At 74.1% G+C, this 11919-nt stretch carries 9 protein-coding genes; 3 read left to right on the top strand and 6 right to left on the bottom strand.

The window, feature by feature from the left end:
• Nucleotides 1–165 precede the first annotated feature (165 nt).
• From ACFV3R_RS33960 to ACFV3R_RS33940, 5 genes are all read right to left on the bottom strand, one after another.
• Nucleotides 166–2880: a SpoIIE family protein phosphatase gene (locus ACFV3R_RS33960; RefSeq protein ID WP_385591250.1), complete on the bottom strand. Its 2715-nt coding sequence runs from the start codon at nt 2878–2880 to the stop codon at nt 166–168.
• A gap of 52 nt (nt 2881–2932) precedes the next feature.
• The gene (locus ACFV3R_RS33955) at nt 2933–3613 is read right to left on the bottom strand and encodes a class I SAM-dependent methyltransferase (protein WP_385591247.1); all 681 of its coding nucleotides are present in this window, start codon (nt 3611–3613) and stop codon (nt 2933–2935) included.
• Nucleotides 3614–3999: 386 nt separating this feature from the next.
• Nucleotides 4000–4692, bottom strand: a complete 693-nt coding sequence (locus tag ACFV3R_RS33950) for a DUF402 domain-containing protein (RefSeq protein ID WP_385591245.1) — start codon at nt 4690–4692, stop codon at nt 4000–4002.
• A gap of 106 nt (nt 4693–4798) precedes the next feature.
• Nucleotides 4799–6247 carry a class II fumarate hydratase gene (locus ACFV3R_RS33945; RefSeq protein ID WP_385591242.1) on the bottom strand — a complete coding sequence of 483 codons (1449 nt, stop codon included), beginning with the start codon at nt 6245–6247 and terminating at the stop codon, nt 4799–4801.
• A gap of 227 nt (nt 6248–6474) precedes the next feature.
• Nucleotides 6475–8142: a fumarate hydratase gene (locus tag ACFV3R_RS33940; RefSeq protein ID WP_385591240.1), complete on the bottom strand. Its 1668-nt coding sequence runs from the start codon at nt 8140–8142 to the stop codon at nt 6475–6477.
• 171 nt (nt 8143–8313) lie between these two features.
• Here ACFV3R_RS33940 and ACFV3R_RS33935 point away from each other — a divergent pair, with 171 nt between their 5' ends.
• Both ACFV3R_RS33935 and ACFV3R_RS33930 read left to right on the top strand, forming a co-directional pair.
• Nucleotides 8314–9138 (top strand): DUF1707 domain-containing protein, encoded by an 825-nt coding sequence (locus ACFV3R_RS33935; protein WP_385591237.1) that lies wholly within the window; start codon nt 8314–8316, stop codon nt 9136–9138.
• A gap of 328 nt (nt 9139–9466) precedes the next feature.
• Nucleotides 9467–9847: a WhiB family transcriptional regulator gene (locus ACFV3R_RS33930; protein ID WP_385591235.1), complete on the top strand. Its 381-nt coding sequence runs from the start codon at nt 9467–9469 to the stop codon at nt 9845–9847.
• A 76-nt stretch (nt 9848–9923) separates the two neighbouring features.
• Here the strand turns inward: ACFV3R_RS33930 and ACFV3R_RS33925 are convergent, their stop codons facing one another.
• Nucleotides 9924–10475 (bottom strand): DUF4245 domain-containing protein, encoded by a 552-nt coding sequence (locus ACFV3R_RS33925; RefSeq protein ID WP_385591233.1) that lies wholly within the window; start codon nt 10473–10475, stop codon nt 9924–9926.
• Between the two features lie 295 nt (nt 10476–10770).
• On the opposite strand from ACFV3R_RS33925, the gene glpX reads away from it, so the two are divergent.
• Entirely contained in the window at nt 10771–11802 is a 1032-nt protein-coding gene (gene glpX / locus ACFV3R_RS33920; protein WP_385591231.1) for a class II fructose-bisphosphatase, read from the top strand.
• The last annotated feature ends 117 nt before the right edge of the window (nt 11803–11919 follow it).

The following is an 11919-nucleotide window of genomic DNA, read 5'->3' as shown; positions in this document are numbered from 1 at the left end:
AACGCTCGGCTGGGAAACCCCAGCCGAGCGCCTGCATAAACTGCTCGCCGTCTGACACAACCGATCATGTGTTGCGACGATCCCTAGAAACCGCCAGACGCCTGCGGGGGCCTTCCGTTCGTCCGCCCCCCGGGGCCTCAGCGGGCGCCCCGGGGAGGCCGGGCCTCAGCGGCGCGCCGCGGGAGGCATGGACAGCTCGAACCAGACCACCTTGCCGGTGCTCAGCCGGGTGGCGCCCCAGCGCCGGGCCATCCGGTTGACCAGGTACAGGCCGCGACCGCCCTCGTCCGAGGGCCGGGCCTGGCGCAGCCGCGGCAGTTGCGGCACGTCGTCGCCGACCTCGCAGCGCAGCACGTCGGTGCGGAGCAGCCGCAGCGTGATGGGCCGCTCGGCGTACCGCACCGCGTTGGTGACGACCTCGCTGACCAGCAGCTCCACCTGGTCGGTCAGCTCCGTCAGGTCCCAGCGGGCCAGCGCCCGGCGGGCCAGGCGCCGCGCCTGACCGGCGGTCTGGGCCTTGGGGTCCAGGTACCAGTAGGCGACGTCGCTGGGCGAGATGCCGTCGAAGCGGGCGGCCAGCAACGCGATGTCGTCATCCCGGTCGCCCGGCCCGAGCATGTCCAGCACCTCGTCGCAGAGCGGCTCCAGCGGCGGCGGGTTGCTGCCGGTCAGGCGGGCCGTCTCCGCCAGACGCTCGCGGAGCTGCTCGATGCCCGCCCACACGTCGCGCACCCGGGACTCCACCAGGCCGTCGGTGTAGAGCACGAGCGTCGCCCCCGCGGGCGCGTCCAGCTCGACCGCCTCGAAGTCCACCCCGCCCACACCGATCGGGGCGCCCGCGGGCACCGACAGGACCTCGGACCGGCCGCCGCGGTAGAGCATCACGGGCGGCGGGTGGCCCGCGTTGGCGATCATGATGCGGTGCGCCACCGGGTCGTAGACGGCGTAGACGCACGTCGCCATGCGGTCGCTGCCCAGCCGCTGCGCCTGCTCGTCGAGGTGGTGCAGCACCTCCTGGGGCGGCAGGTCCAGGCCGGCGAGGGTCTGCGCGGTGGTGCGCAGCTGCCCCATGATCGCCGCCGAGGTCATGGAGTGGCCCATGACGTCGCCCACCACCAGCGCCACCCGGCTGCCCGGCAGCGGGATCGCGTCGTACCAGTCGCCGCCCACCCGCGCGGTCTCCGCCGCCGGGAGGTAGCGGCTGGCCAGCCGGACGCCGGTGGGCTGCGGCAGCGAGTCGGGCAGCATCGAACGCTGGAGGGCGTCGGCGATGTACGCCTCGCGGCCGTAGAGCACCGCCTTGTCCACGCCCAGGGCGGTGTGCGTGGCCAGCTGGGCGGCCACCAGCTGGTCCTCCGCCTCGAACGGCGCCCGGTCGGGACGCCGCAGGAAGACCGCGGCACCGATGACGCGACGCCGGCCGCGCAGCGGCGCGAGCACCACCCGCCGCCCGTCGGGGATGACGGTGTGGACGCCGAGCAGCTCCGGCAACGCGGCCTCGGCCGCCGGCGCGTCGCCCAGCAGGGGGCGCACTCCGCGCAGCACCTCGGCCAGCGGCCCGCCCGTGCGCACCTCCGTCAGCTCCGCCGCGGCACCGCCCAGCGTCTCCGGCGGGCCCGGCTGCGCGGGCACCATCGGCAGCCGGCCGCCGACGGTGTCCAGCTCCTCGGGGATCGAGTCGGTCCGCCGCAGCCGCAGCACCACCGGGCCGACGGGCTGCTCGTCCCCGACCGGGAGCGGGTCCCGCAGGTAGACCAGGATCGCGTCGGCGAAGGTGGGCACCGTGGCGCGGCACAGCCCGAGCACGATCTCGTCGAGGTCGATGCCGCGGGCGATGCGGCGGGTGGCCGCCCCCACGAACCGCAGGCGGTCACCACTGGGCTGACGGCCGATCGCCGCCCCCGTCTCCCGCACCGGCTCTCCTGGGACGTCGCCGCCCGGCGGCGGTGTCGCGGGGCCGCCGGGCGTGGGGTGGGCCGAACGGGCGGTGGCCGCGTCCGACGGTTGCTGGGGGGCCGGAAGGCCGCGGGCGGTCTCCGGGTAGGAGGCGTGGTGGCCGGGGCGGGCATGCCCACCGCCCCCGGACCGGCCAGCCGCCTCGCCGGTGCCGGCGGCGGCTCCCGGGCTCTCGGACCGGCGCCGCTTCGGGCCGCCGGTTCCCTCGGCCCGGGCCCCGTCACGGCCGGTCGCCGCGGCCTGCGGCCCCCTGCCGTCGCCGCCGTGGCCCTGCCGGGGCAGGAAGTCCCCGGCGGGCACGCCCGGGAGGAGGAAGGCGGAGTCGTCCTCGTCCGCGGCGCGGAACGTCGCGGGGAGGGCGGCCGGCAGGTCCGCTGCGGCGCTCACGGTGGCGGGCGGACGGGGGAGCGGGGCGCGCCGGCGGGCGGCCTGTCCGGCGGGGGAGGCCTGCGGGTCGGGCCGGCGGGTGGTGGCGGCGCGCCGGGCCCGCCGCGCCCGCGCGGTGGCCCGGCCCACGGGAGAGGGGGCACCGGTACCCGACGCGGCGCCGGCCGCCTGCCCGTCGGCCACGGCGGCGCCCGCCGGGGCCTGGTCGGCCGCCGGGGCGGGCAGGGGGCCGCGGGCGGACGAGCCGGAGCTCAGGGTCCGGGGCTGCGGGGTCCGGGGCTGCGGGGCGCGGCCGGCGGCCCCGGCCGGCGGGATGGCGGCCTGCGGCTCGGCAGGGGGCTCGCCGGTCGCCGCGGCGGAGCGGTGCGCCGGAGGTGTCCGCGCCACGTGGGGTTGCGGGCAGTCGGCGGGCGCCCCGGGCGCGGCCGGACCGGAGCCGGGGGCCGCGGGGCCGCACCCGTCGGGACGCGGGGACGCCGGGGCCGCGGCGGGCTGCGGGGCCGACCGCTCGTCGTGGGGGGTGAGGTGCTCCGTCACGCGTGGGATTCCGTCCGTTCGGGGCCGTGCGGCGTCGCGCCGGGGGCCCGTCTCATGCGCGTCGCAGGTGGAGGTAGAGCTGTATCTCGGGAGGCAGCTCCGTGCTCGACGGGGCATAGACATGCGACTCCTCCCCGACGATCTCGAAACCTGCGTCGGACACGACGTGGCGCAGGTCGTCCCACAGGTATCCGGATACCCGGATCGAGTTGCCGAGGAACGGGATCGGGACGTCGTCCACGTCCGCCTCCACCAGTGCCAACGCCAGCAGCCCGCCGGGGCGCAGATGTCCGTGCAGCATCCGCAGGGCGTGCGGGATCTCGGTGCGCGGCAGCATCAGCAACGAGAAGAAGGCGGCCACCGCGTCGAAGTGGCCGAGTCGGCCGTCCCGCAGGTCGGCGAGGTCGAGTTGGTGGAACTCGGCCTCGGGCACGTTCTCCCGGGCCCGCGCGACCATGGTGGCCGAGAGGTCCACGCCCACCACCTCCAGGCCGGCGTCGACCAGTTGGCGGGCGGTGGGGAAGCCCGTGCCGCACCCCACGTCCAGGACGCGGGAACCGGCCGGCAGTGTGTGCGAGAGCCACTGTCCGGCCGAGAGCTGGCCCTTCTTGTGCGGGTAGGCGTACTCGTAGCGGGAGCCGATGTCGTCGAACGCCTCCGCCTGGCCGACCCTGTCCACCACTAAGCGGCTCAGGGCTGCGTAACCCTCGTAGCCGAGGCATGCGCCGCTCACGCCGTGACCCCCTCCCGCGCTCTCGCACGCGTGTCGTCGGACGTTGCTGGAGTTGCGTCTGTTCACCGCTGTTCGCGCTGGTGCAGTCTTGCGGATTGCGATCCTACGTTTGAAGCCCCGGGGCGCAGCAAGAGGGCTCGCACCCGGCGTGCGGTGACCGCTCATGCGCTCTCCTCGGTGTGCGGACGGGGGCGACGGGCTTCACCCGGCGCTGGGTACGACCGCCGGCAGCGGGCCGCGGGGGTGGGCGGCCGGCAACCGACTACCGGTCAACCTAGATCACCACCAAGCCCGTTGGGTGAGGAAGTCATGAAGGTGGGGAGGTCGTGGTGGACGGCGGCCCGTGCCCGAGGGGCCTCCCACCCGCCTTCCCCGCCCGGCTCCGGTCAGTGCCCGTGCGGGGCCTGCGGCAGGCGGTCCCAGTCCGCCGGGAGCGCGGGCACCTCCCAGGCGGGGTCCGGCCGCCACTCCTCCCAGCCGTCGGTGAACGGCGATCCCCAGGAGCGGATCCGGCTCTCCGCCTCCCGCCCCGCGGCCAGGACGTCGGCTGCCAGCGCGGACGGCATCAGGCCGTCATGGCGGGCCTGGGCGAACTCGTCCTCGTCGACCCACCGCCAACTGCGGTCCGGATAGACGCAGATGTCGAGGAAGTGGTCCTCGGAGTCGACCCCGCCCGCCCAGCGGCGGTGCGGCTCCTCCAGGTTCACGTACCAGTTCTTGAAGACCCAGCCGGCCTCCCAGAACAGCCACACCGACCAGGGCTCGCCGGGCCTGGCCAGCTTCAGCACGCCCGTCCCCGACCAGGTGTCCGTCACCAGCCGCCGTGGCCGGGTGTAGCGGCTGCTCAGCGGTTCGCGGGCGGGCGGGGTGCCGTCGGCCATCACCGGCTTGACGCAGGGGGTGCCGGGCGCCAGCCAGACCGCCAGCAGGTCGGGGGAGTCGCGGACCACGGTGACGGGACGGCAGATGTGCACGGCTGGTTCACCGTTGGCCCGGTACCGCCACAGGATCCGGTCACCCGTGGCCCACCGTCCGGTCGCCGGGCCGCCCTCCGTCGTGCTCACCGTGTCCGCTGTCATGGACGGATTCTAGGTCGTCGGCCCCACCACTCCCCGGGGTCGCGCAGCCCGGTCCCGGCACCGCCGCCCCGCCGGCGCTGCGCCCGGCCGCCGGTTCCTCCCTCCCCTACGGGCGGGTCATCCGCAGCACGTCCAGCGCCTCGTCCAGCTGTTCCTCGGTCAGCAGTCCGCGCTCCACGTACCCCTCGTCCAGGACGACCTGACGGATGGTCTGCCGGCGTTGCAGGGAGGCCTTGGCGACCTTCGCCGCCTCCTCGTAGCCGAGGTAGCGGTTGAGGGGGGTGACGACGGAGGGGGAGGACTCGGCGTACTCGCGGGCCCGTTCGACGTTGGCGGTGATGCCGTCCACCGTCCGGTCCGCCAGCAACCGTGCGGCGGCTGCCAGCAGGCGGACGGACTCCAGCAGGTTCTTGGCGATGACCGGCAGCATGACGTTGAGCTCGAAGTTGCCGGCCGCGCCCGCCGCCGCCACGGTCGCGTCGTTCCCGGTGACCTGCGCGGCCACCATCAGCACCGCCTCCGGGATCACCGGGTTGACCTTGCCGGGCATAATCGAGGAGCCCGGCTGGAGGTCGGGCAGGTTGATCTCCGCCAGCCCGGTGCGCGGCCCCGAGGACATCCAGCGCAGGTCGTTGGCGATCTTCGTGAGGCCCACCGCGACGGTGCGCAGCTGCCCGCTGGTCTCCACGATGCCGTCGCGGGCGCCCTGCGCCTCGAAGTGGTTGCGGGCCTCGGTCAGCGGCAGTCCCGTCATGCGGGCGACCTCGGCGATGACGGCCGGGGCGAAGCCCTTCGGCGTGTTGATGCCGGTGCCCACTGCCGTGCCGCCCAGCGGCAGCTCCGCCAGTCGCGGCAGGGACGCCCGCAGCCGCTCCACGCCGTAGCGGACCTGCGCCGCGTAGCCGCCGAACTCCTGGCCCAGGGTGACGGGCGTGGCGTCCATGAGGTGGGTGCGGCCCGACTTGACCACCTCGGCGAACTCCTCGGCCTTGCGCTCCAGCGAGGCCGCGAGGTGGTCGAGGGCGGGGACGAGGTCGGCGGTGACGGCGGCGGTCGCGGCGACGTGCACCGAGGAGGGGAAGACGTCGTTGGAGGACTGGCTGGCGTTGACGTGGTCGTTGGGGTGGACGTCGCGGCCCAGCCGCTCGGTGGCGAGCGTGGCGATGACCTCGTTGGTGTTCATGTTGGAGGAGGTCCCCGAGCCGGTCTGGAAGACGTCCACCGGGAAGTGGTCGTCCCAGCGCCCCTCGGCGACCTCGGCGGCGGCCTCGCGCACCGCGGCGGCGATCTCCGCGTCCACCACGCCCAGCTCGGCGTTGACCTTCGCGGCGGCGCCCTTGATATGGGCCAGGGCCTGGATGTGGGCCCGCTCCAGCCGCTGCCCGGAGACGGGGAAGTTCTCCACCGCCCGCTGCGTCTGCGCACGCCACTTCGCCCAGGCGGGGACGCGTACCTCGCCCATCGAGTCGTGCTCGGTGCGGTACTCCGCGTCGCTGCCGGGTCCGGCGGCGCCCCCGGCACGGCCTGCTCGGTCGGCGTTCTCCTGGCTGGTCATCTCTTCGGTACCTCCGCGGGTGGCGTCCAAGCGGGTCAGCGGCGTGCGGCTGCCCGCTATTCCCCTTCCCGCCCCGGCCGGGATCTTGCGCGCGGTCCGCCGGGTGCCGTCCCGCCGGGTGCGTTGCCGGTGCACGGCCACCGGGCGGGGCGCGGCCGGCCCGGGCGCCGGGACGGCCGAGGGGCGGGGCCCCGGTGGACCCCGCCCCTCGTGCCGTCAGCGGCTGCTCACGCCCCGTGGCGCACCGGGATGTGGGTGACCGTCGGGGGCTCGGCGGGCGCCTTGAAGAAGTCGTTGCCCTTGTCGTCGACGACGACGAACGCCGGGAAGTCCTCGACCTCGATCCGCCAGACCGCCTCCATGCCGAGCTCCTCGTACTCCAGGACCTCGACCTTCTTGATGCAGTCCTGCGCCAGGCGCGCGGCCGGGCCGCCGATGGAGCCCAGGTAGAAGCCGCCGTGCGCGGCGCAGGCGTCGGTGACCTGCTGCGAGCGGTTGCCCTTGGCCAGCATCACCTTCGAGCCGCCGGCCGCCTGGAACTGGGCGACGTAGGAGTCCATGCGGCCCGCCGTCGTCGGCCCGAACGAGCCGGAGGCGTACCCCTCGGGGGTCTTGGCCGGGCCCGCGTAGTAGACCGGGTGGTCCTTGAGGTACTGCGGCATCTCCTCGCCCGCGTCCAGCCGCTCCTTGATCTTGGCGTGGGCGATGTCGCGGGCCACCACGAGCGGGCCGGTGAGCGAGAGCCGCGTCTTGACGGGGTACTTCGTCAGCTCGGCCAGGATCTCGTCCATGGGCCGGTTCAGGTTGACGGAGACGACGTCGCCCTCCTGCGAGAGCTGCTCGTCGGTGGTGTCGGGCAGGAAGCGGGCCGGGTCCCTCTCCAGCTGCTCCAGGAAGACACCCTCCGCCGTGATCTTGGCGACGGCCTGCCGGTCCGCGGAGCAGGAGACCGCGATGGCGACCGGGCAGGACGCGCCGTGCCGGGGGAGGCGCACCACGCGCACGTCGTGGCAGAAGTACTTGCCGCCGAACTGGGCGCCGATGCCGATCTTCTGCGTCAGCTCGAAGACCTTCTCCTCCAGCTCCACGTCCCGGAAGCCGTGGCCGGTGGGGGAGCCTTCGGTCGGCAGCTCGTCCAGGTAGTGGGCCGAGGCGTACTTGGCGGTCTTCAGGGCGTACTCGGCGCTGGTGCCCCCGACGACGATGGCCAGGTGGTACGGCGGGCAGGCGGCGGTGCCCAGCCCGCGGATCTTCTCCTCCAGGAACTTCATCATGGACGCCTCGTTGAGGACGGCCTTGGTCTCCTGGTAGAGGAAGGACTTGTTGGCGCTGCCGCCGCCCTTGGCCATGAAGAGGAACTTGTAGGCGCCGCCGTCGGTCGCGTACAGCTCGATCTGCGCGGGCAGGTTGGAGCCGGTGTTCTTCTCCTCCCACATCGTCAGCGGGGCCATCTGCGAGTACCGCAGGTTCAGCCGGGTGTAGGCGTCGTACACACCGCGGCTGAGGGCCTCCTCGTCGCCGCCGGAGGTCAGCACGTTCTGGCCGCGCTTGCCCATGACGATGGCGGTGCCGGTGTCCTGGCACATCGGCAGCACGCCGGCCGCCGCGATGTTGGCGTTCTTCAGCAGGTCCAGCGCCACGAACCGGTCGTTGGCCGAGGCCTCCGGGTCGTCGACGATCTTCCTGAGCTGGGCGAGGTGGGCCGGGCGCAGGTAGTGCTGGATGTCGTGGATCGCCTCCTCGGCCAGCTTGCGCAGCGCCTCCGGCTCCACCCTGAGGAACGTCCTCCCGTCGGCCTCGAAGGTGCTGACACCCTCCGACGTCACCAGCCGGTACGGGGTGGCGTCCTCCCCCACGGGCAGAAGATCGGTATAGGCAAAGGACATTGCGGCCATTCCTCACTCGACGGCATGTTCGCTGGCGGCTGCGGCAGCGCGTGACCAGCGTAGAACCCCGGCGCCCGGGCGCGGCTGTGAGGTAAGGCTCACCCGCCCCCGCCGGCGGGTGGCGACCGGATTCCCCGCCACCTCTATTCGCGATCTATCGCGTTTGGGTACGCTACCGCCGTGGACGAATCTCCGCGCACCTCCAGCGCCCCGCAGCCGGTCGACCTCACCAAGCGGGCCACCGCTCCCGCCCCCACCGCCGAGCTGCGGGCCTCCGACGCCGACCGCGACCGCGTCGCGGAGATCCTGCGCGAGGCCCTGGCCCAGGGCCGGCTGGACGCGGAGGAGCACGCCGAGCGCCTCGACCGGCTCTACCGCTCCAAGACCGTCGGCGAACTCCAGCCCCTGGTCAGGGACCTGCCGGACGTCGCCGCCGGCGCGCCCAAGGCCGCGGCCCGCCCGGTCGCGCCCACCGGGCCCGTCACGACCCAGAACCTCGTCGCCGTGTTCAGCGCCAACACCCGCAAGGGCCGGTGGCGGGCGCCCAGCGTCATCAACGCCACCGCGGTCTTCGGCTCGGTGGAGATCGACCTGACCGAGGCGGTCTTCACCCAGCAGCAGATCGTGATCAACTGCCGTTCCGTACTCGGCAGTGTCGAGGTGCGGGTGCCGGAGAACGTCACCCTGCGCAGCCAGGGTGCCGGGGTGCTCGGCGCCTTCGAGGTCGACGTCAACGACTCGCTGGAGGAGGACGCCCCGGTCGTGGTGGTCAACGGCTTCGCCGTGCTCGGCAGCGTGGAGGCCAAGCCCAAGCGCGGCAAGTGGGTCCACGACCTGCTGGACCGCGCGCTGGACGTCCACGAGCGGGTGGAGCGGCGGCGGGAGGAGCGCTACGAGCGCTGGGCCGAGCTGCACGAGCGCCACGCCGAGCGCCACGCGGAGCGGCACGAGCGCCACGCCGAACGGCGGGAGCGGCGCCGCGCGGGGGGTCGCTGGGAGCGCTGAGCGGCGGGCTCTGCGGACGGTGCGGGCCGGCTCGGTGCGCGGCCTTGCCCCGGGCCGGCGGCGGTGCGGGCGGGTCGCTCCGGCCTCCGCGCACGTCCCCGGCGGCAGGCGCGTGGCTGTCCCGGCGGCGGCAGGTCAGGGCCTCGCACCCCAACCTCCGTCGCCCGCACGGTAGTCGGGGGCGGCGGTCGGTGCATTAAGCGGGTGCCCGGCGGGTAGGGCTTGGGTCGTCGTCTCGCGTACGGCATGCGGGGGGTGAAGGACGCCGTGCGTACGTAAGACGGGCCAGGGTGACTTCTTTTGCCGAAGCCGTCGTCAGGAGTAGACCGTGCTGCTTTCGCATGACCCCGTCCAGGACGCCGCCGTCGTACCGCCCCGCCGCCTGACCGCACGCGACGAGAGCGACCCCTGGCACGCGGAGGCGGTGTGCCGCCGGGACGAGGCCGGACTCTTCTTCGCCCCCTCCAAGGAGCCGACGGCTGCCCGGCTGGCCCGGGAGGAGGCGGCAAAGCGGGTCTGCGCCCGCTGCCCCGTCATGATCGAGTGCCGGGAACACGCCCTGGTCCAGCCCGAGCCCTACGGTGTCTGGGGCGGGCTGACCGCGGCCGAGCGCCGGGTGGTGCTCTCCCGCCGCCGCCGGCGGGCCCGGGTGGCCGCACAGTCCGTCCCGGGCGTGGTCGGCGGTCCGGCCCAGGCGCTGGGCGCCTGACCGGCAGGTCCGGCCGGCCGGTCGCGCGACGGCCGCCGGTCCTGCGGACCCGCTGACCCGGGGCGGGACCGAGACCTCAGACCTTCTCGCGCTTGGCCTGCAGGGCGCCCGCCAGCCGGCCGAGCTCGGAGTAGGAGGCGGTGCCGGTGAGCACGGTGGTGACCCCGGGCTGCTCGCGCACCAGGGCGCGGTACTTCGCCCCCTCGTAGCGCACCCAGCGGTCGCCGTCGACCTGCTGTGAGCCCTTGGTCCGGTGGGCGTTCAGCGTGACCTCGTGGACGAAGTCCGCCGGCTCGGCGTCGCTCTGCTCCACCGCCGCGTACTGGTCGTGCGGGTCGAGGAAGCCCAGGTGCCAGGCGCCGCCCTTGCCGTCGGGCGTCGCCTTGTAGGACACCGAGGTCGCCCGCCACGCGTGCGGCAGGCCCACCGGGGCGGCCACCGCGTACGGCGCGGCACGGCGCGCCGTTGCCAGCTCCACGCGGTAGCTGACCCTCTGCACGGCGGCGCGTTCCGCCTTCGCGCTGTCGTCGTGCGGGATGAACGCGTACATGACGGCGACGGCCACGCCGATCACTGCCAACGACAGGACCATGTCGCGGACCGTCTGCCTGCCTTTCTTACCTGCCACGCCCCTATCGTCCCCTATGCCGCTCCGCTGCCCGACCCCGCCCCGTCCGGCGCGGCGCGGACGGCGGTGACCTGCGGCGCCGCGCCCTGCCGGAGGTGTCGGGGCCGAGCCGGGGAGACGGGGGTGCCTGAGGGGACAGGGGGAACGGCGGGCGAGGCCGGAAAAACCGCTCGTATGTGGGGCGGTCTGCTCATTGTGGGGCGGTGTCGATACTGTGAACGCCCCGGGGTACCCCGAACACAGGTCCCCGTCCACCCTCACTCACGGCCGTCGCCGTACAGAAAGGTGCGTCCCGATGACCGAGCACCATCTGCCCGAACCCCTCGATGTCAGCCCCGAGGCGCCCGACCGCAACCTCGCCCTCGAACTCGTCCGCGTCACCGAGGCCGGCGCCATGGCCTCCGGCCGCTGGGTCGGGCGCGGCGACAAGAACGGCGCCGACGGCGCGGCGGTCAGGGCGATGCGCGCGCTGATCCACACGGTCTCGATGGACGGTGTCGTCGTCATCGGCGAGGGCGAGAAGGACAACGCCCCGATGCTCTACAACGGCGAGCGGGTGGGCGACGGGACGGGCCCCGAGTGCGACGTGGCCGTGGACCCGGTCGACGGCACCACGCTGACCGCCAAGGGCATGAGCAACGCGGTGTCGGTCATGGCCGTCGCCGAGCGCGGTGCCATGTTCGACCCGTCCGCGGTCTACTACATGGACAAGATCGCCACCGGCCCCGAGGCGGCCGACTTCGTCGACATCACCGCGCCCGTCGCCGTGAACATCAAGCGCATCGCCAAGGCCAAGCGCTCCTCCGTCGAGGACGTCACCGTGGTGATCCTGGACCGCCCCCGCCACGAGGGGCTGGTCAGGGAGGTGCGGGAGGCAGGCGCCCGCATCAAGTTCATCGCCGACGGCGACGTGGCGGGTGCCATCATGGCCGCCCGCGAGGGCACCGGCGTCGACCTGCTGCTCGGTATCGGCGGCACCCCCGAGGGCATCATCACCGCCTGCGCCATGCGCTGCCTGGGCGGCACGATTCAGGCCAAGCTCTGGCCCAAGGACGACGAGGAGCGGCAGCGCGCCCTGGACGCCGGGCACGACCTCGACAAGGTCCTGGAGACCGGTGACCTCGTCAAGGGCGACAACGTCTTCTTCGTGGCCACCGGCGTCACCGACGGCGACCTGCTGCGCGGGGTGCGGTACCGGGCGGAGACCGCCACGACGCAGTCCCTGGTGATGCGGTCGAAGTCGGGCACCATCCGGCAGATCGAGTCCGTGCACCGGCTCTCCAAGCTGCGCGCCTACAGCTCGGTGGACTTCGAGCGCCCGAGCTGAACCGGCGGGACGGGGCGTCGCCGGAGTGCGGCCGGCGGCGCCCCGGACGGCGGACGGCGAAACGGAGCGGCCGATCCAGTTGCGCTGCTGGAGCTTGATGGCCTCGGGCCAGTCCAG

The organism is Streptomyces sp. NPDC059740 (assembly GCF_042733155.1).
Taxonomy (GTDB): Bacteria; Actinomycetota; Actinomycetes; order Streptomycetales; family Streptomycetaceae; genus Streptomyces.
This window is presented reverse-complemented; position numbering and strand designations above follow the sequence as displayed.

What these genes read in the sequence shown, in the direction of transcription:
- ACFV3R_RS33950 (WP_385591245.1), bottom strand. Translation starts at nt 4,692, where the DNA reads ATGACAGCGGACACGGTGAGCACGACGGAGGGCGGCCCGGCGACCGGA.
- ACFV3R_RS33945 (WP_385591242.1), bottom strand. Translation starts at nt 6,247, where the DNA reads ATGACCAGCCAGGAGAACGCCGACCGAGCAGGCCGTGCCGGGGGCGCC.
- ACFV3R_RS33940 (WP_385591240.1), bottom strand. Translation starts at nt 8,142, where the DNA reads ATGGCCGCAATGTCCTTTGCCTATACCGATCTTCTGCCCGTGGGGGAG.
- glpX (WP_385591231.1), top strand. Translation starts at nt 10,771, where the DNA reads ATGACCGAGCACCATCTGCCCGAACCCCTCGATGTCAGCCCCGAGGCG.